General features: G+C 69.4%; 23 protein-coding genes and 2 pseudogenes. 23 read left to right on the top strand and 2 right to left on the bottom strand.

The genetic code is table 11. The features are described 5' to 3' along the window. The first annotated feature begins 3 nt into the window (after positions 1-3). The 11 genes and pseudogenes from nusB to ACFWQC_RS17330 all read left to right on the top strand — a co-directional run bounded on the left by nusB (position 4) and on the right by ACFWQC_RS17330 (position 9378). A complete protein-coding gene (gene nusB, locus ACFWQC_RS17380; RefSeq protein ID WP_378680365.1) occupies positions 4-417 on the top strand; it encodes a transcription antitermination factor NusB in 414 nt (137 codons plus the stop codon). Between the two features lie 172 nt (positions 418-589). Then, positions 590-1771, top strand: coding sequence for a hypothetical protein (locus ACFWQC_RS17375; RefSeq protein ID WP_355021711.1), 1182 nt, complete (start codon positions 590-592; stop codon positions 1769-1771). 65 nt (positions 1772-1836) lie between these two features. Then, positions 1837-2865 (top strand): NADPH:quinone reductase, encoded by a 1029-nt coding sequence (locus ACFWQC_RS17370; protein ID WP_378680362.1) that lies wholly within the window; start codon positions 1837-1839, stop codon positions 2863-2865. A gap of 201 nt (positions 2866-3066) precedes the next feature. After that, the gene (gene pyrR / locus ACFWQC_RS17365; RefSeq protein ID WP_378680359.1) at positions 3067-3642 is read left to right on the top strand and encodes a bifunctional pyr operon transcriptional regulator/uracil phosphoribosyltransferase PyrR; all 576 of its coding nucleotides are present in this window, start codon (positions 3067-3069) and stop codon (positions 3640-3642) included. Continuing rightward, positions 3639-4580 carry an aspartate carbamoyltransferase catalytic subunit gene (locus ACFWQC_RS17360; RefSeq protein ID WP_378680356.1) on the top strand — a complete coding sequence of 314 codons (942 nt, stop codon included), beginning with the start codon at positions 3639-3641 and terminating at the stop codon, positions 4578-4580. The genes pyrR and ACFWQC_RS17360 overlap by 4 nt, the downstream gene beginning before the upstream one ends. Before the next feature lie 79 nt (positions 4581-4659). Then, the gene (locus ACFWQC_RS17355; RefSeq protein WP_378680353.1) at positions 4660-5949 is read left to right on the top strand and encodes a dihydroorotase; all 1290 of its coding nucleotides are present in this window, start codon (positions 4660-4662) and stop codon (positions 5947-5949) included. An 11-nt stretch (positions 5950-5960) separates the two neighbouring features. Beyond that, positions 5961-6251 (top strand): annotated as a pseudogene (locus ACFWQC_RS17350) (class I SAM-dependent methyltransferase); the annotation flags it as partial. Positions 6252-6297: 46 nt separating this feature from the next. Next, positions 6298-6723 (top strand): hypothetical protein, encoded by a 426-nt coding sequence (locus ACFWQC_RS17345; RefSeq protein WP_378680605.1) that lies wholly within the window; start codon positions 6298-6300, stop codon positions 6721-6723. 10 nt (positions 6724-6733) lie between these two features. Beyond that, positions 6734-7084, top strand: coding sequence for a DUF2200 domain-containing protein (locus ACFWQC_RS17340; RefSeq protein WP_378680350.1), 351 nt, complete (start codon positions 6734-6736; stop codon positions 7082-7084). 126 nt (positions 7085-7210) lie between these two features. Next, a complete protein-coding gene (locus ACFWQC_RS17335) occupies positions 7211-8833 on the top strand; it encodes an ABC-F family ATP-binding cassette domain-containing protein (RefSeq protein WP_378680347.1) in 1623 nt (540 codons plus the stop codon). Positions 8834-8943: 110 nt separating this feature from the next. After that, positions 8944-9378: a hypothetical protein gene (locus ACFWQC_RS17330; protein ID WP_378680344.1), complete on the top strand. Its 435-nt coding sequence runs from the start codon at positions 8944-8946 to the stop codon at positions 9376-9378. Here the strand turns inward: ACFWQC_RS17330 and ACFWQC_RS17325 are convergent. Further along, positions 9362-9553, bottom strand: a complete 192-nt coding sequence (locus tag ACFWQC_RS17325) for a type II toxin-antitoxin system VapB family antitoxin (RefSeq protein WP_378680341.1) — start codon at positions 9551-9553, stop codon at positions 9362-9364. The genes ACFWQC_RS17330 and ACFWQC_RS17325 overlap by 17 nt on opposite strands. 126 nt (positions 9554-9679) lie before the next feature. Between ACFWQC_RS17325 and ACFWQC_RS17320 the strand changes: the two genes are divergently transcribed. Continuing rightward, entirely contained in the window at positions 9680-10267 is a 588-nt protein-coding gene (locus tag ACFWQC_RS17320) for an NUDIX hydrolase (RefSeq protein ID WP_378680338.1), read from the top strand. 112 nt (positions 10268-10379) lie between these two features. On the opposite strand, the pseudogene ACFWQC_RS17315 reads toward ACFWQC_RS17320, so the two are convergent. After that, a pseudogene (locus ACFWQC_RS17315) lies at positions 10380-10589 on the bottom strand (hypothetical protein); the annotation flags it as partial. A 175-nt stretch (positions 10590-10764) separates the two neighbouring features. Between ACFWQC_RS17315 and ACFWQC_RS17310 the strand changes: the two are divergent. The 11 genes from ACFWQC_RS17310 to metK all read left to right on the top strand — a co-directional run bounded on the left by ACFWQC_RS17310 (position 10765) and on the right by metK (position 22864). Further along, on the top strand, positions 10765-11742 hold the full coding sequence (locus tag ACFWQC_RS17310; protein WP_378680336.1) for an AIM24 family protein: 978 nt from the start codon (positions 10765-10767) through the stop codon (positions 11740-11742). A gap of 156 nt (positions 11743-11898) precedes the next feature. Beyond that, positions 11899-13050: a glutamine-hydrolyzing carbamoyl-phosphate synthase small subunit gene (gene carA / locus ACFWQC_RS17305; protein ID WP_378680334.1), complete on the top strand. Its 1152-nt coding sequence runs from the start codon at positions 11899-11901 to the stop codon at positions 13048-13050. Position 13051: 1 nt separating this feature from the next. Next, entirely contained in the window at positions 13052-16387 is a 3336-nt protein-coding gene (gene carB / locus ACFWQC_RS17300) for a carbamoyl-phosphate synthase large subunit (RefSeq protein WP_378680331.1), read from the top strand. Positions 16388-16475: 88 nt separating this feature from the next. Next, positions 16476-17516 (top strand): quinone-dependent dihydroorotate dehydrogenase, encoded by a 1041-nt coding sequence (locus tag ACFWQC_RS17295; RefSeq protein ID WP_378680328.1) that lies wholly within the window; start codon positions 16476-16478, stop codon positions 17514-17516. Beyond that, a complete protein-coding gene (gene pyrF / locus ACFWQC_RS17290) occupies positions 17513-18340 on the top strand; it encodes an orotidine-5'-phosphate decarboxylase (protein ID WP_378680326.1) in 828 nt (275 codons plus the stop codon). Before ACFWQC_RS17295 ends, pyrF begins: the two co-directional genes overlap by 4 nt. Positions 18341-18352: 12 nt before the next feature. Further along, entirely contained in the window at positions 18353-18802 is a 450-nt protein-coding gene (locus tag ACFWQC_RS17285; protein WP_378680324.1) for a hypothetical protein, read from the top strand. 164 nt (positions 18803-18966) lie between these two features. Continuing rightward, the gene (gene mihF / locus ACFWQC_RS17280; RefSeq protein WP_168381123.1) at positions 18967-19287 is read left to right on the top strand and encodes an integration host factor, actinobacterial type; all 321 of its coding nucleotides are present in this window, start codon (positions 18967-18969) and stop codon (positions 19285-19287) included. Continuing rightward, positions 19284-19919 carry a guanylate kinase gene (gene gmk / locus ACFWQC_RS17275; RefSeq protein WP_378680321.1) on the top strand — a complete coding sequence of 212 codons (636 nt, stop codon included), beginning with the start codon at positions 19284-19286 and terminating at the stop codon, positions 19917-19919. The genes mihF and gmk overlap by 4 nt, the downstream gene beginning before the upstream one ends. 7 nt (positions 19920-19926) lie before the next feature. Further along, the gene (gene rpoZ / locus ACFWQC_RS17270) at positions 19927-20253 is read left to right on the top strand and encodes a DNA-directed RNA polymerase subunit omega (RefSeq protein ID WP_160022984.1); all 327 of its coding nucleotides are present in this window, start codon (positions 19927-19929) and stop codon (positions 20251-20253) included. A 70-nt stretch (positions 20254-20323) separates the two neighbouring features. Continuing rightward, positions 20324-21535, top strand: coding sequence for a bifunctional phosphopantothenoylcysteine decarboxylase/phosphopantothenate--cysteine ligase CoaBC (gene coaBC / locus ACFWQC_RS17265; protein WP_378680319.1), 1212 nt, complete (start codon positions 20324-20326; stop codon positions 21533-21535). Positions 21536-21664: 129 nt separating this feature from the next. Next, positions 21665-22864 carry a methionine adenosyltransferase gene (gene metK, locus ACFWQC_RS17260; protein ID WP_378680317.1) on the top strand — a complete coding sequence of 400 codons (1200 nt, stop codon included), beginning with the start codon at positions 21665-21667 and terminating at the stop codon, positions 22862-22864. Positions 22865-22998 lie beyond the last annotated feature (134 nt).

Genomic DNA, 22998 nt, shown 5'->3' with positions numbered 1-22998 from the left:
CCTGTGGCTCACGTCGCCACCGCCCGCACCAAGGCCCGTAAGCGCGCGCTCGACCTCCTCTTCGCCGCCGAGGCCCGTGGGCTCTCCGCCGGTGATCTGCTCGACCAGCAGATCCGCGAGGGTCAGGTGCCCAACAACCCCTTCACGGTCAAGCTCGTCCGTGGCGTGGTCGCCGAGTCCGAGCGCATCGACGCTCTGATCTCGGCCTTCGCCAAGGACTGGTCGCTGGCCCGGATGCCCGCGGTCGACCGCAACGTCCTCCGCCTCGGCGTCTGGGAGCTCCTCGACGGCGACGTGGCCTCCGAGGTCGCGATCAGCGAGGCCACCGCCCTGGTGACCGAGCTGTCCACCGACGACTCGCCCTCCTTCGTCAACGGCGTGCTCGCCGCGGTCGCGAAGGACCTCGCCAAGGCCTGATCAGCACGAGACGTACGCCTGTCCGGGACCGTTCCGGGCAGGCGTAGCGTCATTTCGGGTGCGGCGCGACGCGTGTGTTTTCCGGTTATCGACGATTGCTTCGGTCGGGACCGTATGTTTGGACCCAAGGCTGTGATGGAGGCCGTAACCAAGCACCGTATTCGGAGAGCGCATGACGCAGGAGAACAACCCCTACGACGAGCCGGACTCGCGCACCCGGCCGGCCGGCGCACCCTCGCACTGGGTGACGCCGCCCCCGCCGAACACGGGGGGACGGCCGCCGACGCCCCCGACCCAGCCCCATCCGGACCCGAGCCAGGAGGCGACTCGCATCACCAACCCACAGGTCACCACGACACCCGCCCCGCCCCCTCCGGTGGCGGTGACGCCGCCACCCCCGGGCGTTCACGGGCAGGAGGTCCCCAGCGCGACCGACTTCCTCGACCGGCGCGCGGAGTCGGCCGGGTTCGGCCCCGCGACCTGGGGCTGGCGAGGCGCGATCCGCAGGATGTCGGGCGGGTTGATCAGCCCGAAGATGGGGCAGGACGAGGTCGCCTACGAGCAGGACCGGGCGATGATCCAGCGCGACTTCGACGGCCCGCGCACGATCGTCTTCATCAACCCCAAGGGCGGCGCCGCCAAGACCACCGGCGTGCTCGCGGCGGGCTACACCTTCGGCACCGTGCGCGGTGGCGGGATCGTGGCCTGGGACAACAACGAGACCCGCGGCACTCTCGGCATCCGCGGTATGCGGAGCACCCACCGCAACACCACCCGCGAGCTGCTCGACAACCTGGCCGCGTTCAACAACGTCTACCAGTCCCGCATCGGCGACCTCGGTGCCTTCGTACGCTCCCAGGGCGACGCCCACTTCGACGTGCTCGCCTCCGACGAGCGGCCCGATGTCACCGGCCAGATCCACGCCGACGACTTCGGGCAGGTGCACCAGCTGCTGGAGCGCTTCTACAAGGTGATCCTGGTCGACACCGGCAACAACATGCGTGCCGAGAACTGGCTGGCCGCGGCCGACACCGCCGACTTGCTGGTGGTCACCTCGACGGTGCGCGAGGACACCGGCTACAGCGGCCTGTGGATGCTCGACGCGCTCCAGGAGTCGGGCTACGCAGACCTCAAGCTGAAGACGATCACCGTGCTCTCGGACCCGTCCCCGAAGGTCGACACCAACCTGGCCCGCGACCTCACCGAGGTCTACACGCAGCGCACCCGCGGGGTCTACCGGGTCCCGTTCGACCCGGTGCTCGTCGCCGGGTCCACGGTCCAGTACTCCCAGCTCTCGGAGGAGACCAAGATGTCGTGGCTGAAGGCCTGCGCTGGGATGGCGCACGCGCTGTAACTCTTGGGATCGCTTCGCAATCCGCGCGCGGCCGACGAGTGGGAGGGGACGGTAGCGTCCTACCTATGCGCGCAGTCGTCTACTCCGAGAACGGTCCCTCCTCCGCCATGCGTCTGACCGAGCGCCCGGTGCCGAAGCCCGGCCCCGGCGAGGTTCTGGTCAGGCTGGTGCGGGCGGGGGTCAACCCCACCGACTGGAAGGTACGCGCCGGCCTGAGCGCGACCCTCACGACTCCCGAGGCGACCCCGGGCCAGGACGGCGCGGGCGTGGTCGAGGAGATCGGTGAGGGCGTCACCACCCACGTCGTCGGTCAGCCGGTGTGGCTCTTCATGGTCCAGCACGGGCAGGCCTGGGGGACCGCGGCGGAGTACGTCACTGTGCCGGCCCACAAGGCCGTCGAGTTGGCCGCGGGTGCCTCCTACGACCTCGGTGCCTCTCTCGGCGTGCCGGCGATGACCGCCCACCGGGCGCTCACCTCCGGCACGGTGGAGCGGGTCGCCCCCGAGTCGTTCAGCGGCCTCACCATCCTCGTCCACGGCGGGGCCGGAGCTGTCGGCAACGCCGCGATCCAGCTCGCCGTGTGGGCAGGAGCGACGGTGATCACCACGGTCAGCTCCGCGGAGAAGGCGGCGCTGGCGAAGGCCGCCGGGGCGCACCACATCGTCAACTACCGCGAGGCGGGTCTCGACAAGCTCGACCACCTAGGGAAGGCGATCCGCGAGATCGCGCCCGACGGCGTCGACCAGATCGTCGAGGTCGCGCCGGCCGTCAACAACGATCTGGACCGCGCGGTCATCGCCAAGCGCGGCACGATCGCGATCTACGCCAACAACGGCGGCGACGAGCTCACCTTGCCGCTGCGAGCCACCTTCTCGCTCAACCTGCGCTACCAGTTCATCCAGCTCTACGGCATCGAGGAGGCGCAGATCCAGGCCGCGGCCCACGACGTCGCCGCCGCCGTGGCAGCAGGGGCGCTGGGGGTCGGCCCGGAGCGTGGCGTACCCCTGCACCACTACCGGCTCGAGGAGACCGCTGCCGCCCACGACGCGGTCGAGGCGGGTGCGGTCGGGAAAGTGCTGATCGACCTGGAGTGAGGACGAGCCCAGCCATCCGATCCCCGCCTGCTGCGCGCCGCCATAAGGCTGCGCTGGCGGCGTTGCCGGCCTTCGCCGCGGCGCCTGGCCATCACACCCGTCTGGCGACGCTCGCGACGGCGGTGATCGGACGGATCTGGGCTATGGTTGCCCCGATCCTTTAACGAGCCGTCCCGTGAGGCGGAGAAGGAGACCACAACCTTGTCTGATGCTGTCCCCGAGCCGTCGACCGATGGTCGTGTCGTGCTCGATGCCCGTGACATCTCCCGGGCGCTGACCCGGATCTCCCACGAGATCCTGGAGCGCAACCGCGATGCGGAAGACCTCGTTCTCCTGGGTCTGCACACCCGCGGGGTGCCGCTGGCCAAGCGGATCGGCGCGCGGATCGAGGCCGCCGAGGGTCACCCGGTCGCGCACGGCGCGCTCGACGTGACGATGTACCGCGACGACCTGCGCACCCATCCCACCCGCGCTCCGCACCACACCGAGATCCCGCCCGGCGGCATCGACGGCAAGACGGTCGTTCTGGTCGACGACGTCCTCTTCTCGGGCCGCACGGTCCGCGCCGCGCTCGATGCCCTGGCCGACTACGGCCGCCCCGCGGTCGTACGTCTGGCTGTTCTCGTCGACCGCGGCCACCGGCAGCTGCCGATCCGGGCCGACCACGTCGGCAAGAACCTCCCCACCGCCCGCTCCGAGCGGGTCGGGCTGAGCCTGGAGGAGATCGACGGCATCGACGAGGTACGCATCGTGGAGCTCGAGGGGGTTCCGGCATGACGAAGCATCTGCTGTCCATCGACGACGTGAGCGCGGAGGAGATCCAGCAGCTCTTCGCGACCGCCGCCGAGATGCACGACGTCCAGAAGCGTGAGGTCAAGAAGCTCCCGGCGCTGCGCGGGCGTACGGTGATCAACCTCTTCTTCGAGGACTCGACCCGCACCCGGTCCTCCTTCGAGATCGCGGGGAAGTGGCTCTCGGCCGACGTGATCAACCTCTCGGCGAAGGGCTCCTCGGCCTCGAAGGGCGAGTCGCTGCGGGACACCGTGCTGACCGTGACGGCGATGGGCGTCGACGGCCTGGTGATGCGTCACTCGGCCTCCGGCGCGGCCCATCAGGTCGCCGGCTGGCTCGACATCCCGGTGATCAACGCCGGCGACGGGATGCACGAGCACCCGACCCAGGCCCTGCTCGACGGCTACACGCTCCAGCGCCAGCTCGGCGGCCCCGGCTCCCTGGAGGGCAAGCGGATCGCCATCGTCGGCGACCTGACCCACTCGCGGGTGTTCCGGTCGAACGTGAAGTCGCTGACCAAGCTCGGAGCCTCCGTGACCGCCGTCGCCCCGCCAACGCTGATGCCCTCGGGCATCACCGAGTGGGCCAAGGCCGACGGGTTCGCCACCTCCTACTCGCTGGACGACGTGCTGCCAGAGGTCGACGCGGTGATGATGCTGCGCGTCCAGCGGGAGCGGATGAGCGGTGGCTACTTCCCGACCTCGAGGGAGTACACCGTCGGCTACGGGCTCACCCGTCAGCGGCTCGGAATGCTGCGCGAGGGCGCGCCGATCCTGCACCCCGGGCCGATGAACCGCGGCCTGGAGATCTCTCCCGAGGCCGCCGACGCCGCCTCCTCCCGGATCCTCGACCAGGTCTCGGCCGGGGTCGCGATCCGGATGTCCGTCCTCTACCACCTGCTTGCCGGCGAGGAGTCCGCATGAACGAGCGCAAGCGAGCGAGCAACCAGAGCAGCATGCCGCCGCGTCCGTATTCTTTCCGCTCTGTCACGGAGGTGGCGGCATGAGCCTGTTGATCAAGGGAGTCTCCGTTCTCGGGGCCGAGCCGACCGATGTCCACGTCGACGGGGGAGTGATCCGAGAGATCGGCACGCTCTCCGCGACCGTCGATGAGGTGGTCGACGCCTCCGGCCTCGTCCTCCTTCCGGGTCTGGTCGACCTGCACACCCACCTGCGCCAGCCGGGCCGCGAGGACGCCGAGACGGTCGCCTCGGGGGCGGCGGCGGCTGCCGCCGGCGGCTACACCGCCGTGCTGGCGATGGCCAACACCTCGCCGGTCACCGACACGGCCGAGGCCGCGGTCTCGGTGTGGGACCTCGGCCGCGAGACTGGGCTGGCCGACGTGTTCCCGGTCGGCGCGGTGACCAAGGGACTGGCCGGTGAGGAGCTCGCCGAGCTGTCCCTGATGAACCGTTCCCGGGCAGGCGTCAAGGTCTTCTCCGACGACGGCCGCTGCGTCTCGGACCCGCGGGTGATGCGACGGGCGCTGGAGTACGTCAAGGCGTTCGGCGGCGTGATCTCCCAGCACTCCCAGGACCCGTCGCTGGCGCCTTACGGTTCGGCCTGCTGTCACGAGGGTGAGCTCTCCGGGCGGCTCGGTCTGCCCGGCTGGCCGGGAGTAGCCGAGGAGGTCATCGTCGCTCGCGACGTGATGCTCGCCCGCCACACCGGCTCGCGTGTGCACGTCGCCCACGCCTCCACCGCCGGCACCGTCGAGGTGCTGCGCTGGGCGAAGGCACAGGCGGAGAAGGACGGCAGCTGGGCGGTGACCGCGGAGGTCACCCCGCACCACCTGCTGCTGACCACCGACCTGCTCGCCGGCTACGACCCGACCTTCAAGGTCAATCCGCCCCTGCGCCCTGCCGAGGACGTCGAGGCCCTGCGTACGGCGCTGGCCGACGGCACCATCGACGCGGTCGCCACCGACCACGCCCCGCACGCTCGCCAGGACAAGGAGCACGCCTTCGTCGACGCGGCCTTCGGGATGCTCGGGCTCGAGGAGGCGCTCTCGGTCGTCTCGACCGTCATGGTCTCCTCGGGTCTGCTCGACTGGGCCGGCGTCGCCAGGGTCATGTCCACGACCCCGGCCCGGATCGCCGGCCTCGAGGAGCACGGGCGCCCGATCGCGGTCGGTGAGCCGGCCAACCTGGCCCTGGTCGACCCTGCCGCGACCTACGTCGTGGACCGTGACCGTTCGCTCTCGCTCTCCCGCAACAACCCCTGGCACGACCGCAAGCTCACCGGTCGCGTCCTCGCCACCTACCTGCGGGGGAAGCAGACCTACGCCGGTTAGGCTCCACCGCCATGACCGACGTCTTCTCCGACAAGCTCGCGCAGTGGCGCGCCTACACCGCGACCCCGTGGGGCCGGATCCGCTACACCGTGGTCGAGGAGATTCTCCGGCGCCAGTGCGCGGAGCTGGGTGTGGGGCTGCGGATCCTCGACGTCGGCGGCGGGGACGGGATGGATGCGCTGCCGCTGGCACTGGCCGGGCACGACGTCACGATCCTCGACCCTTCGGAGTCCTGGCTGACCGAGGCGAAGCGCCGGGCAGCGGATGCGGGCACGTCGCTGACCACGCTCGTCGGCGGCCTCGACGACCTGCCCCGAGGGGGAGTGGGACCTGGTCCTGTGCCACTTCGTGCTCCACTACCGTACGGCCGAGGCCGCAGACGTACGCCGCCTCGCGGCCGCGGTCCGTCCGGGCGGGCGCCTCTCGGTGATGGTCCCCAACCCCGCGAGCATGGTGCTGCGCCAGCTGGTCACAGGCGGACCCGAGGCCGCGCTCACCGAGCTGCGCGCGGACGTCAAGCGGGCCGTGACCTTCGACCATGACGTACGCAAGGTCCCGATGGGTGACCTCGAGGCCGAGCTCGCTTCTGCTGGGCTCCGGCTCACCGGCCGGTTCGGCACCAGGATCGCCAACGACCTGCTCACCGATGACGCCGCCAAGGCTGACCCCGCCTACTTCGACCGTCTCCTCGAGCTGGAGCGCGAGCTGTGCGACCAGGAGCCGTTCGTACGCATCGCCGGGCTGTATCAGCTCGTCGCGGAGCGGCCGGGTTAGGCTCGGGAACGTGGATAACCTCGAGCGCGTCTACAAGATGCCCTTCGGCTCCGTCTACCCGCACTATGTGACGAAGGTGGAGAGGAAGGGCCGCACGACGGCCGAGCTGCACCAGGTGATCACCTGGCTGACCGGCTTCGACGACGACGCGATCGCGAAGCACATCGAGGCCGGGACGAGCTTCGAGGAGTTCTTCGCCGCCGCCGACCTCAACCCGAGCTCGGAGCTGATCACCGGGGTGGTCTGTGGCGTGCGGGTCCAGGAGATCGAGGACCCGGTCATGCGCCAGGTGCGCTACCTCGACAAGCTCGTCGACGAGCTGGCCAAGGGCAAGGCGATGGAGAAGATCCTGCGCGGTTAACCGGTTGGACGGCGCGGCAGTCGCCGCGTATTCTTTACTCATCATGAAGTTCCTGCGCTGACCTCCGACCCGCGCCCGAGGCACCTGCCCGGTGGGTCGTCCTCGAACCCGAAGGCCAGCGCTCTCATGTCATCTTCCATCGTTTCCGGACCGATCCTCGTCCGCGACCTCTCCGTCTCCTTCCGCAGCGGCTCCGTCCTCACCGGGATAGACCTCACCGTCTCCCCGGGAGAGCGGATCGCGCTGGTGGGGGAGAACGGTGCCGGCAAGTCCACACTGCTCCGCGCTATCGCAGACCAGCTTCCGCGCACCGCCCAACGCACAGGCACGTTCGAGGCGCCCGACGACCTCGTCTGGCTGCCGCAGGAGCCGCCGTTCCGCGACGCGGCGAGCATCGAGGACGTACTCGCCACCACCCTGCGCCCGCTCCGGGAGGCTGTAGCCACGGTCGAGACGCTCGCGGACCGCCTCGGCGACCCCGAGGTCGCCGAGGCGTACGCGAGCGCGCTCGACTTCGCGGTGGCCCACGACGCGTGGGACGCCGACCGGCGGGCCATCCTGGCCGCCGAGCGCCTCGGCCTCAGCGGCCTGGACCGGGAGCGCCCGATCAGCACGCTCTCAGGCGGGCAGCGGACCAGGCTGGCGCTGGCGACCGCGATCACCCGCCGACCCGACGCGCTGCTGCTCGACGAGCCCACGAACCACCTCGACGACGAGGCGGTCGCGGTGCTGGGGGAGTTTCTGCGCGACCTCCCCGGCGTCGTGCTGATGGCCTCCCACGATCGCGTCTTCCTCGACGAGGTCGCCACCGGCCTCTTCGACCTGGATCCGACCGCCTTCGGTACCGATGGCGCCGGCGGCCGGCTCTTCGGAGGTGGCTGGAGCGCCTACGAGGAGGCGCGGCAGGCTGCTCGCGAGCGGTGGGAGCAGACGTACGCGGAGCAGCGGGACGAGCTCAAGCGGCTCCGCACCGCGACCAAGATCGGCAACGACGCGATCGCCCACAACCGCGGCCCGACCGACAATGACAAGTTCATCTACAAGTTCAAGGGCAGCAACGTCGAGCGCACGGTCGCCCGCCGCAAGAAGGACGCCAACCGCCGGCTGGAGGAGGCCGAGGAGGCACAGGTACGCAAGCCACCGCCGCCCCTGGTCCTCGACGCCGCGCTGTCGGCTGCCGGAGCGAGCGGGAGGATGGTCGTCGTACGTGACCTGGTGGTCGAGGAGCGGGTCAGTCTGCCGGTCCTGGACATCATGGCCGGGGAGCACCTGCTGATCACCGGCCCCAACGGCAGCGGCAAGTCCACGCTGCTCGGGGTGATCTCCGGGCGTGTGAAACCGACCTCGGGGGAGGTCCAGGTCAGCGCCAGACACGTCGAGGAGCTCACCCAGGACCCGCAGTTCGGGGACCTGCGTCGCAGGGTCGCCGACGTCTACCTGGAGTCGGTGGGGGAGGTGCTTGCGGCCCAGGTGCCGCTAGGTGACCTGGGTCTGGTCCACCCACGCGACCTCAACCGGCCCGTCGGTGCGCTGAGCGTCGGCCAGCGCCGGCGGCTCGACCTGGCGATCGCCATCGCCACCGGCCCGGACCTGCTGCTTCTCGACGAGCCCACCAACCACATCTCGCTCACCCTGGCTGGCGAGCTGGAGGAGGCGATCGGAATCACCCCAGGCACCATCGTCGTCGCCTCCCATGACCGCTGGCTGCGGCGCCGCTGGTCAGGACCCGAGCTCCGACTCGTGCCCTGAGGCGTCGCCGGCGGGCCACTTACCGGCGAAACCCTGTGGATGAGCAGAGTTATCCACAGGCGACGAGATCGTCGTTGTCCTCCTCGACGGGTCATGGTGCCGTTGACCCCATGACCGACAAGATTCCGTACGCTCCAGCCCTCCGCTCCCAGGCCGACGTCGAGGCCGCCTGGCGACACCTGATCAACCCGCTCGGCTGGCCGGAGCCGCGGCTGTGGTTCATGTTGGTCGATCCCGACGGGGTTCCGTTCCCGCAGCTGTGCCAGATCGAGGGACTGCCGGTGGAGATCGCCGATGACGCTGCCGCCAACCTCGCCACGATGCTGCATGACCTGGTCGATGCGCACGGGTTCGACCGGGTCGAACTCCTGCTCTGCCGGCCGGGCGGCGGCCCACCCGATCAGTCGGACCGGAAGAACGCCGCTCGTCTCTACGGAGCGTGTGCGACGGCAGGCGTGCCGGTCGATGTCGTCCACCTCGCGACCGACCAAGACTTCTGGCCGGTCCCTCTGGACGAGCTCGGTGACCTCAGAACTCCAGCGTGACCTTCGTGTCGCCGAGCTCGCGCGAGACGATGCTGTCGAACTCCACCGCGGCGGCCTCACGCTCGACCAGGTCACGCAGCGCGTGGTCGATCGCAGCCTGGTTGGTCGTCGTCCCGGCGATCTTCCTCGCCTCGGCCAGCAGCGCTTCGTCGATGCTGATCGACGTCTCTGTCATTGCGTACCCCCGCACGGAAATCTGGATGAAACATCGAAACGCTAGCGGTGCACGACCCTGCAGTGCAATGACCTGCGACAACCGTCACACCGTGTCGCACTCACCCGGCCTCTATGGTTCACGACCATGAGCCCGGAGGATCGACTGCTGACCGACATCACGATCATGGTGGACTCGATCGGGCCGATGGACACCGTGGAGAGCGGCCACATCGCCGATGCGTCGGCAGGGTTGTGCGTGACCAACGACGTGTTCCGGCGCAGCACCGCCCCGACCGAACCCACCAAACACCTGGTCTCCTACTTCCTCCTCGTCGACCCAGCGAGCGGGCACATCCTGCTCGGCGACCACCGCAAGTCGGGTCTCTGGCTGCCTTCGGGAGGTCATGTCGAACCCGGCGAGAACCCCGCCGAGACCGTTCGCCGCGAGTGTGTCGAAGAGCTCGGCGTCGAGGCACGGTTCCACCCGGACCTCGGACCGCGTCCGCTCCTGGTCACGATCACGAACACACGGCCCGACCGCCCCGACGTGCACACCGACGTCAGCCTCTGGTTCGTGCTCGCCCACGACCACCGTGAGCCCCTGATGCCCGACGAGCGGGAGTACGCCGGTGTGCGCTGGTGGACACCCGCCGAGATCCGCGCCGCCGACCCGAGCTCCTTCGACCCGCACATGGGTCGAATGCTCGACAAGCTGAAGACCCTTGGACCCTGAGCGTCCTAGCGCCCTTTCTCGGTGCCGCCGACCAAACTGTCCAACGACCGGCGGCGCGGAAGCTGGTCTTGGCGACGCCGATGACCGTCGGCACGAGCCCCGCGTTCCGGACATGCCACCCCAGGCCGGGCCGTCCGGTCGGGTCGAGGTCGACGTAGCCGTCGACGATGAGTACGTCGAGCGGGTCGGCCTCGGCGAGGACGGCCGTCAGGGCGGGCAGCTCTCGTTCGTAGAACCTGCCAGGGGCGTAGTCGGCGACGGTATCGAGCCAGGTCGTACGTTGCCCGATGATCGCGCCGAACCCTGGCTCATCACTCACCACCAGGGCGGCATGCCCCCCGCCGGATAGTGGGTAGTGGACGTCGGCCGCCCCGAACCTCGTCGTCACGGTCACAGAATAGGGCGGCCGAGTGGAACACCGGTGAGTCGCGCATGAAGCACATGCCAGGATGGAGTTGAGAAGGACCGATGTGGGTCCGTGAACGCAAGGGTTAGAGATGACGGACGCAGCGTGGTACCCGGACCCGACCGGACAGGCCGAGCTTCGCTACTACGACGGGAGCCAGTGGACCGAGCACGTGTCCACGGGCGGCCAGCAGTCGACGGCGCCCCTGACGCCGCCTCAGGCCACTGTGGAGCAGGAGGCGCCGACGCAGGTCGGGTCGGCGCAGGCCGTGCAGGCTGCGTACGGCGAGAGTGCTCAGGCGCAGCCGGCCCAGGCCGCGTCCGCCCAGTACGGGCAGCAGGCCGCGCAGTACGGTCAGCAGCCCGCCCAGGCCCAGCCCGCCGGCGACCCGTTCGCCGGTATCTCGGGCGACCTGATCGACGGCCGCTTCGCCGAGATCCAGGGCGACGGCGCGGTGCTGCAGAACAAGAGGCTCCTGCGCGTACGCGTCGGTGAGCCGTTCCAGGCGCGCCAGGGCTCGATGGTGGCCTACCAGGGCAACGTGCAGTTCAAGTACCAGGGCGGCGGCGTGGGGAAGTTCCTCAAGAAGGCCGTGACCGGTGAGGGCCTCAGCCTGATGGGTGTCGAGGGTCAGGGCGACGTCTTCCTGGCCGACGCGGCCAAGGAGGTCCACATCCTCCAGCTGAACAACTCCGGCATCTCGATCAACGGCGACCACGTGCTCGCCTTCTCCAACAGCCTGCAGTGGAACATCGAGCGGGTCCAGGGCGCCGGGATGCTCACCGGCGGCCTCTTCAACACGACCCTGCGCGGCACCGGCTGGGTCGCGGTCACCACCGAGGGCGACCCGGTGGTCCTCAACGCAGGCGAGGCTCCCACCTTCACCGACACCAACGCGGTCGTCGGCTGGTCGCTCGGCCTCCAGACCAGCCTGCAGAAGTCGTTCACCGCCGGCGCGCTCATCGGCCGCGGCAGCGGCGAGGCGTTCCAGGTCGCCTTCCACGGCCAGGGCTTCGTCATCGTGCAGCCTTCCGAGGGCGGGGTCGTCCCGCCCCACTCGCACAGCTGAGCCGGTCGGCAGCTGGCCGAATGCCGCGTACGTCACAGTGCTGGCGTACGCGGCGGACGCCAACTGCCGTCAACCGGCATCTGCTTGATACTGTCACCAGCAAGTTGACCGACATCCTTTAAGCACCGTCCTGTGAGGCGGAGAAGGAGGTACGGCGTGCCGCTGCATGCCCACAAAGAAGCACTCCTCGTACTCGAGGATGGTCGATCGTTCCGGGGGGAGTCGTTCGGTGCCGAGGGTGAGACCTTCGGCGAGGCGGTCTTCTCCACCGGTATGACGGGCTACCAGGAGACGCTGACCGACCCGAGCTACCACCAGCAGGTGGTCGTGATGACCGCCCCACACGTCGGCAACACCGGCGTGAACGACGAGGACCCCGAGTCCCGTCGGATCTGGGTGGCCGGATACGTCGTGCGCGACCCAGCCCGGGTCCCCTCCAACTGGCGTGCCCAGCGCACCCTCGACGACGATCTCCGCGACCAGTCCGTCGTGGGCATCGCGGGCATCGACACCCGCGCCCTGACCCGCCACCTGCGTGATCGCGGCGCGATGCGCGTCGGGATCTCGACGATCGAGACCGACCCCGAGGTCCTGCTGAAGAAGGTGCTCGCCAGCGCCGAGATGAGCGGTGCGAACCTCTCCGACGCGGTCAGCACCCAGGAGGCGTACGTCGTCCCTGCCAAGGGCGCGAAGCGGTTCACCGTCGCGGCCCTCGACCTGGGCATCAAGGAGATGACCCCGGAGCGGATGGCCGAGCGCGGCATCGAGGTGCACGTGCTCCCGGCGACCGCGACCCTCGAGGACGTCCTCGCGACGAACCCGGACGGCCTCTTCTACTCCAACGGTCCCGGCGACCCGGCCGCGACCACCGGCCAGGTGGAGCTGCTCAAGCAGGCGCTGGCCGAGAACATCCCCTACTTCGGCATCTGCTTCGGCAACCAGCTCTTCGGCCGCGCGCTGGGCTTCGGGACGTACAAGCTCAAGTACGGGCACCGTGGGATCAACCAGCCGGTCATGGACCTCACCACGCGCAAGGTCGAGGTGACCGCCCACAACCACGGCTTCGCCGTCGACGCGCCGATCGGCGAGGAGACGAAGACCGAGTACGGCATCGCGACCGTCTCTCACGTCAACCTCAACGACGACTGCGTCGAGGGCCTCGAGCTCAAGGACGCCGAGACCGGGAAGCTCAAGGGCTTCTCCGTCCAGTACCACCCGGAGGCAGCCGCCGGCCCGCACGATGCCGCCTACCTCTTCGACCGGTTCACCCAACTCATGGAACACAGCCTCATGGCGAAGGAGGTCTGAGATGCCCAAGCGCGAGGACATCAAGTCCGTGCTCGTGATCGGCTCCGGACCGATCGTCATCGGCCAGGCCTGCGAGTTCGACTACTCCGGCACCCAGGCCTGTCGCGTGCTGCGCGAGGAGGGGATCCGGGTCGTCCTGGTCAACTCCAACCCGGCCACGATCATGACCGACCCGGAGTTCGCCGACGCGACCTACGTCGAGCCGATCACCCCGGAGTTCGTCGAGAAGGTCATCGCCAAGGAGCGCCCTGACGCGCTCCTGGCGACCCTCGGCGGCCAGACCGCGCTCAACTGCGCGGTGGCGCTGGACGAGCGCGGGACCCTGGAGAAGTACGACGTCGAGCTGATCGGCGCGAGCATCGCCGCCATCCAGCGCGGAGAGAACCGCGAGGAGTTCAAGAAGATCGTCGCCGAGCTCGGCGGGGAGAGCGCCAAGTCGGTCATCTGCCACAGCATCGACGACCTGCTCGCCGGCGCCGAGGAGCTCGGCTACCCCGTGGTCATCCGACCGAGCTTCACCATGGGTGGCTCGGGCTCGGGCTTCGCGTACAACGAGACCGAGCTGCGGCGCCTGGGCGGCGCCGGCCTCGCGGCCAGCCCCACCACCGAGGTGCTCCTGGAGGAGTCCATCCTCGGCTGGAAGGAGTACGAGCTCGAGGTCATGCGCGACCGCAACGACAACTCGGTCATCGTCTGCTCGATCGAGAACCTCGACCCGATGGGCGTGCACACCGGCGACTCGATCACCGTCGCCCCGGCGTTGACGCTGACCGACCGCGAGTACCAGAACCTGCGCGACCTGGCGATCGGCATCATCCGCGCCGTCGGCGTGGACACCGGCGGCTGCAACATCCAGTACGCCGTCAACCCGGCCGACGGCCGGATCATCGTCATCGAGATGAACCCCCGCGTCTCGCGCTCCTCCGCGCTGGCCTCCAAGGCGACCGGCTACCCGATCGCCAAGATCGCCGCGAAGGTCGCCATCGGCTACACCCTCGACGAGATCGAGAACGACATCACCGCCGGGCCGAACGGCTCGACCGCCGCCTCGTTCGAGCCGACCCTCGACTACGTCGTGGTCAAGGTCCCGCGCTTCGCCTTCGAGAAGTTCCCGGGCGCCGACACGACCCTGACCACCCACATGAAGAGCGTGGGCGAGGCGATGGCGATCGGCCGCAACTTCACCGAGGCCCTCCAGAAGGCGCTGCGAAGCCTGGAGAAGCCCGAGGCGGTCTTCGACTGGACCCAGGAGGTCGTCGAGCTCGACAAGCCCGCGCTGCTGGAGGAGATCAAGGTCCCCACCGACGGCCGGCTCAAGCGGGTCATGGACGCGATCCGGTCCGGCGCGTCGCCGGAGGAGATCTTCGAGAGCACCAGGATCGACCCCTGGTTCATCGACCAGCTCTTCCTGATCAACGAGATCGCCCAGGAGATCATCGCGGCGCCCGAGCTGACCGCCGACGTGCTCCGCTACGCCAAGCGTCACGGCTTCTCCGACTACCAGCTCGGCAAGATGCGCGGCATGACCGCCGACGTGGTCCGAGGCGTACGGCACGCGCTGAACATCCGCCCGGTCTACAAGACGGTCGACACCTGTGCGGCCGAGTTCGAGGCGCGTACGCCCTACCACTACTCCTCCTACGACGAGGAGACCGAGGTCGCGCCCCGGGAGAAGGAGGCCGTGATCATCCTCGGCTCCGGACCCAACCGGATCGGGCAGGGGATCGAGTTCGACTACTCCTGCGTGCACGCCTCCCTCGCGCTGAGCGAGGCCGGCTACGAGACCGTCATGGTCAACTGCAACCCGGAGACGGTCTCGACCGACTACGACACCTCCGACCGGCTCTACTTCGAGCCGCTCACCCTGGAGGACGTGCTCGAGATCGTCCACGCCGAGCAGCAGGCCGGACCGGTGGTCGGAGTCATCTGCCAGCTCGGTGGCCAGACCCCGCTCGGGCTCGCGCAGGCGCTCAAGGACAACGGGGTGCCGATCGTGGGCACCAGCCCCGAGGCCATCCACCTCGCCGAGGAGCGCGGTGCCTTCGGCCGAGTGCTCCACAAGGCCGGCCTGGTCGCGCCGAAGCACGGCATGGCCACCACGTTCAACGAGGCCCGGGAGATCGCCGCCGAGATCGGCTACCCGGTCCTGGTGCGTCCCTCCTACGTCCTTGGTGGGCGCGGCATGCAGATCGTCTACGACGACGAGGCGCTGCGCTCCTACATCGAGGCCGCCACCGAGGTCACCCCGGACAAGCCGGTGATGGTCGACAAGTTCGTCGACGACGCCGTCGAGATCGACGTCGACGCCCTCTTCGACGGCACCGAGCTGTTCCTGGGCGGCGTCATGGAGCACATCGAGGAGGCCGGGATCCACTCCGGCGACTCCTCCTGCGCGCTGCCGCCGATCACCCTCGGCGCCGCCGAGGTCGAGCGCATCCGCGTGGCCACCGTGGCGATCGCCGAAGGCGTCGGCGTACGCGGCCTGCTCAACATCCAGTACGCCCTCGGCTCCGACGTGCTCTACGTCATCGAGGCCAATCCGCGCGCCTCCCGCACGGTCCCGTTCGTCTCCAAGGCGACCGCGACCCCGCTGGCCAAGGCCGCGGCGCGGGTGATGCTCGGCGAGTCGATCGCGGACCTCCGTGCTGCGGGCGTACTTCCCACGACCGGGGACGGTGGCGCGCTGCCGCCCAACCAGCCGATCGCGGTCAAGGAAGCGGTCATGCCGTTCAACCGGTTCCGCACCCCGGAGGGTCAGCAGGTCGACACCGTGCTCGGCCCGGAGATGAAGTCGACCGGCGAGGTGATGGGGCTCGACTCCGACTTCGGCCGCGCCTTCGCCAAGAGTCAGGCCGGTGCGTTCGGCCCGCTGCCGACGTCCGGGCGGATCTTCGTGAGCATGGCCAACCGCGACAAGCGCACCATGATCTTCCCGATCAAGGTGCTCGCCGACCACGGATTCGAGATCTTCGCGACCGAGGGCACCGCCGAGGTGCTGCGCCGCAACGGCGTGCCGTCGCGGCTGATGCGCAAGCACTCCGAGGGCACCGGGCCCGATGGCGAGAAGACCACGGTCCAGCGGATTCTCGACGGCGAGGTCGACCTGGTCATCAACACGCCCAACGGCACCTCCAACGCCAAGTCCGCCCGGATGGACGGCTACGAGATCCGCACCGCCGCGGTGATGGCCAACATCGCCTGCATCACCACGGTCCAGGGCCTCGGCGCCGCCGTGCAGGGCATCGAGGCGCTGCGGCGCGGTGAGATCGACGTACGCAGCCTGCAGGAGTGGCGCGACGTCGTCGGCCACCACGACGGCGGGGTGTCCGCCCAGTGAGCGAGCGCAAGCGAGCGAGCAACAAAATTCAGTGCAAGATGCCGCCGCGTCCGTATCCTCGCCTCTCCTCGACGGAGGTGGCGGCATCATGAAGGCCTACCGGACCCTGTTCGACAAGGTACTGACGAAGACGGATCCGGAGCGTGCCCACCAGCAGGCCTTCGCCGCGATCCGGGCCGCCGGGCCGGCGCTGTCCAGGACGCGTACGCCGGGATCCCCGGTGCACGCGATGGGGCTCACGTTCCCGAACGTGATCGGCCTGGCCGCGGGCTTCGACAAGAACGCGGTCGGGATCGACGCGCTGGGCGGGCTCGGCTTCGGGCACGTCGAGATCGGCACGGTCACGGGGGAGGGGCAGCCGGGCAACCCGGCGCCGCGCCTCTTCCGGCTGCCCGCCGACCGCGCCGTGATCAACCGGATGGGCTTCAACAACGACGGCGCCGAGGCGGTCGCCGCCCGGCTGGCGACCCGTCTGGAGCGCCGTGGCACGGCGGCAGGCGGGCCGGTCCTCGGCATCAACATCGGCAAGACCAAGCTCGTCCCGGAGGACGACCAGGCGGCCGTCGAGGCCGACTACGCCAAGTCGGCCCGCCTGCTGGCTCCCTACGCCGACTATCTGGTGGTCAACGTCTCCTCGCCCAACACGCCCGGCCTGCGCAGCCTGCAGTCGGTCGAGAAGCTGCAGCCGCTGCTGGAGCACGTCCGCTCGATCGCCGACCAAGTCACCAAGCACCGGGTTCCGCTGCTGGTCAAGATCGCCCCCGACCTGGCCGACTCCGACGTCGTCGAGGTCGCCGACCTGGCCAGCGCGATCGGCCTGGACGGGATCATCGCGACCAACACCACCATCGGCCGTGAGCACCTCGCCTCTGCGCCTGCCGACATCACCGCGGCCGGTGCCGGCGGTCTCTCCGGGGCCCCGCTCAAGGCGCGCGCGCTCGACGTCCTGCGGCTGCTCCGCAGCCGGGTCAGCCCCGAGATGACCCTGGTCGGGGTCGGTGGCATCGCCACCGTCGAGGACGCCCGCGAGCGCCTCGACGCCGGTGCCGACCTGCTCCAGGGCTACACCGGGTTCATCTACGAAGGTCCCGGCTACGCCCGCCGGATCGCGAACGGAGTCCGCCGATGAGCTTCGGTGCCCGTTACGCCGCCGCTCTCGCCGAGCGGGGGCGGCTCTGTGCCGGGATCGATCCGCACGCCTCGCTGCTCCTGGACTGGGGCCTGAACGACGACCTCGCCGGCCTGGAGAGGTTCGCTCTGAGCGCGGTGGAGGGTCTGGCCCCCTACGTCCCCGTCGTCAAGCCGCAGAGCGCCTTCTACGAGCGTTTCGGATCGCGTGGCGTCGCGGTGCTGGAGCGGGTCATCGCCGAGTCGAAGGCTGCCGGTGCGCTGGTGCTCCTCGACATCAAGCGCGGTGACATCGGGTCCACCAGCCAGGCGTACGCCGACGCCTACCTCGATCCCGCGAGCCCGCTCGGCAGCGACGCGGTGACGGTGAGCCCCTATCTGGGCTTCGGCTCGCTGACGCCGTTCGTCGAGACGGCCACGAAGTTCGACGCGGGGCTGTTCGTGCTCGCCCTGACCTCCAACAAGGAGGGCCCCGAGGTGCAGCACGCGACGGTCGAGGACGGCCGCAGCGTCGGCCGGGTCATGCTCGACCACCTGCGCCGGCTGAACGAGGCCGAGACGCCGCTGGGCTCCTTCGGCGCGGTCGTCGGGGCGACCATTGATGGCGCGGACGGTGCCGGGGTGGCGTACGACTTCGGGTTCAACGGCCCCATCCTGGCGCCGGGCTTCGGTGAGCAGGGCGGCACCCCGGGCGACCTCGCCCGGATCTTCGGGACCGCCAACGCCAACGTGGTCGCCAGCACCAGCCGTGGACTGCTGCGCAAGGGCCCGGACGTGGCCGCGCTGCGCGACGAGGCCCTGAGGCTGCGAGACGAGCTCGGCTGAGACACTGGCGCCATGACCAGTCTCCGGATGGCCGCCCAGCTCCTCGTCCTGCCGATCCTCGCCACGGGCCTGAGCTCGTGCGGCGATCCGATCGACGACTACTGCGAGTCCCTCAGGGGCCACCAGGAGCAGCTGACGACCACCCTGGGCGAGGACGGCACCAGCGGGCTGATCGCCGCGCTGCCGATCTTCGAGGACCTCGAGCGCAACGCGCCCGACGACATCGCCAAGGACTGGAAGACGCTCACGGGCGCGATCTCGGGGCTCAGCACGGCTCTGGAGGATGCCGGCGTCTCGGCCGACGACTTCGAGAACGGCGAGCCGCCGGAGGGCGTCGGCGACGCCGAGGCGAAGAAGATCGCCGACGCGGCCACGAAGGTGAGCAGCACCAAGACGCAGGAGGCGTCCGTACGCGTCCAGCAGCAGGCCCGGGACGTGTGTCACACGTCCTTGACCCTGTGAACCTGATGGACACGAGTTAGGCGACCCCGATTGCCGCCCCGGCAACGTAATGGCTAGATTGGCGCGAGCGCTTACTTTCAGCGCTCAGCCGGGGGGCACGATCCCTGTGCCGCGCGCCCCGGTTGCCCTGTCGACTACACACTTGATCGTGAAAGGGAGTCTTCGTGGCTCTGCCTCCGGACATCACCCCTGAACAGCGCGCTGCCGCGCTCGTCAAAGCCGCGGCCTCGCGCCAGGAGAGGGCTGCTGTCAAGAACAAGGTCCGCACTGGCGGCATGTCCGTCCTCGAGGTCATCGAGGAAGGGAAGAAGAACGAGGTCGTCGGCAAGATGAAGGTCATCGACCTGCTGACCTCCCACCCCGGCCTCGGTGAGGTGCGGGCAACCCAGATGATGGAGCGTCTCGGCATCGCGATGAGCCGCCGTGTGCAGGGCCTCGGCCCCAAGCAGGTGGCCGCGCTGGTCGAGGAGTTCGCTCGCCGATGAGTCTGATGACGGACGAGAAGACCCCGGCCGGTGCCGGCGAAGGCCACGAGAAGCGGCTGGTCGTCCTGGCCGGTCCGACCGCGGTCGGGAAGGGCACCGTCTCCGCGGCGGTGCGCGACGACCACCCCGAGGTCTTCTTGTCCGTCTCGGCGACTACCCGGAAGCCTCGCCCGGGCGAGGTCAACGGGGTGCACTACCTGTTCGTCTCCGACGAGGAGTTCGACGCGATGATCGCCGGTGGCGAGCTGCTGGAGTGGGCCACGGTCCACAACATGGCCCGCTACGGCACCCCTCGTGGTCCCGTCGACAAGGCGCTGGCCGAGGGCCGCCCGGCGATGCTCGAGATCGACCTGCAGGGCGCCCGGCTCGTGCGCGAGACCATGCCCGAGGCGATCTTCGTCTTCCTGGCCCCGCCGAGCTGGGAAGAGCTCGTACGCCGGCTGGTCGGTCGTGGCACCGAGACCGAGGCCGAGCGGGAGCGCCGCCTGGAGACCGCGCGGGTCGAGCTGGCGGCGGAGAAGGAGTTCGACGTCACGATCGTGAACCACGAAGTTCATCAGGCAGCCGATGAGTTGGTAACCTTGATGACGCTCGGGCTTCCGAGCAAGAAATCCGACCAAGCCGACAAGTGAGGCTCACGTGGCTGCCCCTCAGATCGACGCCCAGGGCGTGACCAACCCCTCGATCGACGACCTGCTGACGAAGACCGACAGCAAGTACAAGCTGGTTCTCTACAGCGCCCAGCGGGCTCGCCAGATCAACGCCTACTACTCCCAGCTCGGCGAAGGCCTCCTCGAGTACGTCGGCCCCCTGGTCGACACCCACGTTCAGGAGAAGCCCCTCTCGATCGCGCTGCGCGAGATCAACGAGGACCTGCTGACCTGCGAGGACATCGACCCGGCCGAGCTGGCCGCCCAGGCTGCGGCTCAGGCTGCCGCTGCCGAGGCGCCTGCCGGCGACGCCTGATCGTCCAGGACCTCCGCTGTCCACCAACAGCACCACTTCGGCCGCTCCCCTCGAGGGGGAGCGGCCGCGCGTGGTCTTAGGGGTCGCCGGCGGCATCGCCGCCTACAAGGCGGCCGAGCTGCTACGCCGGTTCACCGAGTCCGGCCATGACGTGACCGTGGTCCCCACGGCCGCCGCCCTCGAGTTCGTCGGCGCCCCCACCTGGGCGGCGCTGTCGGGCAAGGAGATCGCCACCGGCGTCTTCGAGAACATCACCGAGGTCCCGCACGTACGCATCGGGCAGCAGGCCGACCTCGTCGTGGTCGCGCCCGCGACCGCGAACACGCTCGCCCGCGCGGCCCACGGCCTCGCGGACGATCTGCTCAGCAACGTTCTGCTCACCGCGCGCTGCCCGGTCGTGTTCGCCCCGGCGATGCACACCGAGATGTGGGAGCACCCGGCGACCCAGGCCAACGTGGCCACCCTGCGCGAGCGCGGCAACATCGTCATCGAGCCCGCCGAGGGCCGGCTGACCGGCAAGGACACCGGCAAGGGCCGCCTGCCCGAGCCGGCCGAGATCTTCGAGCTCTCCCGTGCCGTCCTCGCCCATGGCGGGCGTGCCGACCTCGTCGGTCGCCGCGTCGTCGTCTCGGCCGGCGGCACCCGGGAGTACCTGGATCCGGTCCGCTTCCTCGGCAACCGCTCGTCCGGGCTCCAGGGCTATGCCATCGCCCGGGCCGCGGCCGCCCGCGGTGCTGAGGTGACCCTGGTCGCCGCCAACGTGACCCTGCCCGATCCGGCCGGCCTGAAGGTCGTACGTGTCGGCACGACCGCTGAGCTGCGCGACGCCGTGGTCTCCGCGGCCACCGGTGCGGACGCGGTCGTCATGGCCGCCGCCCCGGCCGACTTCCGGCCGACCGGGGTGAGCGAGGCCAAGATCAAGAAGGCCGCCGACGGGTCGGCGCCGACCATCGAGCTGATGCAGAACCCCGACATCCTGGCCGAGATCTCCCACCACCGGACCAAGCCCGGTCAGGTGATCGTGGGATTCGCGGCGGAGACGGGCGATGAGACCGGCTCGGTGCTCGAGCTCGCCACGGCCAAGCTGAAGCGGAAGGGCTGCGACCTGCTCGTCGTCAACGACGTCAGCGGCGGCGCGGTCTTCGGCAGCGAGGTCAACAAGGCAGTCATCCTGGGCGCCGACGGAGGCCATGTGGACGTGGCCGAGGGGGCGAAGTCCGCCCTCGCAGAGGTGATCTGGGACCAGATCTCCTTACGCCTGGATGAACAACGTACAAACTGACGACACGCCACGCGCCACGATGAGGACCACCCCTGCGGTCCTGGGGTTCGGGGTCTATGTTTGTCGACCAGAACGATTGACGTTTGCCTACCTGTTCAACCCACACGAACCTTTGAAACGGAGCTACACGTGACCGGACGTCTCTTCACGTCGGAGTCGGTGACCGAGGGGCACCCGGACAAGATCGCCGACCAGATCAGCGACACCGTGCTCGACTACCTGCTCGAGCACGACCCCAAGAGCCGGGTGGCTGTCGAGACCCTGCTCACCACCGGCCTCGTCGTCGTCGCCGGCGAGGTGACCACCGACGCCTACGCGCCGGTCGCCCAGCTCGTGCGCCAGAAGATCCTCGACATCGGCTACGACTCCTCCCTCAAGGGCTTCGACGGTCACTCCTGCGGTGTCCAGGTCGCCATCGGCGCCCAGAGCCAGGACATCGCCCAGGGCGTCGACACCGCAGAGGAACACCGCCTGGAGAGCTCGGTCGACGAGCTCGACCTGCAGGGCGCCGGCGACCAGGGTCTGATGTTCGGCTACGCCTGCGACGACACGCCCGAGCTGTTCCCGCTGCCCATCAAGATCGCGCAGACGCTGGCCGAGAAGCTGACCGATGTCCGCAAGGACGGCACGCTGGACTACCTGCGTCCCGACGGCAAGACCCAGGTCACCATCGAGTACGACGACGAGAACAAGGCCGTCCGCGTGGACACCGTCGTCCTCTCGACGCAGCACTCCGAGGAGACGACCCAGGAGCAGCTCCACGCCGACATCAAGAAGTACGTCATCGAGCCGGTGCTCGAGCAGTTCAAGTCGTCGGTTCCCTTCGACGGCTACAAGCTCCACATCAACCCGACCGGCCGCTTCGTCGTCGGTGGCCCGATGGGTGATGCCGGTCTGACCGGCCGCAAGATCATCGTCGACACCTACGGCGGCATGGCCCGCCACGGCGGCGGCGCCTTCTCGGGCAAGGACCCGTCGAAGGTCGACCGGTCGGCTGCGTACGCCATGCGCTGGGTGGCCAAGAACATCGTCGCCGCGGGCCTGGCCCGTCGCGCCGAGGTCCAGGTCGCGTACGCCATCGGCAAGGCCCAGCCCGTCGGCGTCTTCGTGGAGACCTTCGGCACCCACACCGTGCCCGAGGCCAACATCCAGAAGGCCGTCCTCGAGGTCTTCGACCTCCGCCCGGCCGCGATCCTGCGCGACCTCGACCTGCTCCGCCCGATCTACGCCAAGACCGCTGCGTACGGTCACTTCGGCCGCGAGCTCCCCGAGTTCACCTGGGAGCGCACCGACCGCGCCGACGCCCTCAAGGCTGCTGCCGGCGCCTGACGCACCGCACCCCTGTATCTGCCGAGTCGGCGCGTTCCAACGCGCCGACTGGTACGTAGATAAGCCCAGTCACGGTCCTCTCAGCTGGCTTGTGGGAGGTCGGTGAGGGTGACGCCGTAGCCGAGTGTTTCGAG

Origin of the sequence: Nocardioides sp. NPDC058538, assembly GCF_042719275.1 — a bacterium.
Classification (GTDB): Bacteria; Actinomycetota; Actinomycetes; order Propionibacteriales; family Nocardioidaceae; genus Nocardioides.
This window is presented reverse-complemented; position numbering and strand designations above follow the sequence as displayed.

Bases quoted from the DNA above. Each gene is read 5' to 3' on its own strand.
- carB (WP_378680331.1), top strand. From the start codon at position 13,052: ATGCCCAAGCGCGAGGACATCAAGTCCGTGCTCGTGATCGGCTCCGGA.
- ACFWQC_RS17330 (WP_378680344.1), top strand. From the start codon at position 8,944: ATGACCGACAAGATTCCGTACGCTCCAGCCCTCCGCTCCCAGGCCGAC.
- ACFWQC_RS17285 (WP_378680324.1), top strand. From the start codon at position 18,353: ATGACCAGTCTCCGGATGGCCGCCCAGCTCCTCGTCCTGCCGATCCTC.
- ACFWQC_RS17325 (WP_378680341.1), bottom strand. From the start codon at position 9,553: ATGACAGAGACGTCGATCAGCATCGACGAAGCGCTGCTGGCCGAGGCG.
- ACFWQC_RS17370 (WP_378680362.1), top strand. From the start codon at position 1,837: ATGCGCGCAGTCGTCTACTCCGAGAACGGTCCCTCCTCCGCCATGCGT.
- ACFWQC_RS17335 (WP_378680347.1), top strand. From the start codon at position 7,211: ATGTCATCTTCCATCGTTTCCGGACCGATCCTCGTCCGCGACCTCTCC.
- ACFWQC_RS17295 (WP_378680328.1), top strand. From the start codon at position 16,476: ATGAAGGCCTACCGGACCCTGTTCGACAAGGTACTGACGAAGACGGAT.
- ACFWQC_RS17360 (WP_378680356.1), top strand. From the start codon at position 3,639: ATGACGAAGCATCTGCTGTCCATCGACGACGTGAGCGCGGAGGAGATC.
- ACFWQC_RS17310 (WP_378680336.1), top strand. From the start codon at position 10,765: ATGACGGACGCAGCGTGGTACCCGGACCCGACCGGACAGGCCGAGCTT.
- pyrF (WP_378680326.1), top strand. From the start codon at position 17,513: ATGAGCTTCGGTGCCCGTTACGCCGCCGCTCTCGCCGAGCGGGGGCGG.
- ACFWQC_RS17355 (WP_378680353.1), top strand. From the start codon at position 4,660: ATGAGCCTGTTGATCAAGGGAGTCTCCGTTCTCGGGGCCGAGCCGACC.
- gmk (WP_378680321.1), top strand. From the start codon at position 19,284: ATGAGTCTGATGACGGACGAGAAGACCCCGGCCGGTGCCGGCGAAGGC.
- ACFWQC_RS17375 (WP_355021711.1), top strand. From the start codon at position 590: ATGACGCAGGAGAACAACCCCTACGACGAGCCGGACTCGCGCACCCGG.
- ACFWQC_RS17320 (WP_378680338.1), top strand. From the start codon at position 9,680: ATGAGCCCGGAGGATCGACTGCTGACCGACATCACGATCATGGTGGAC.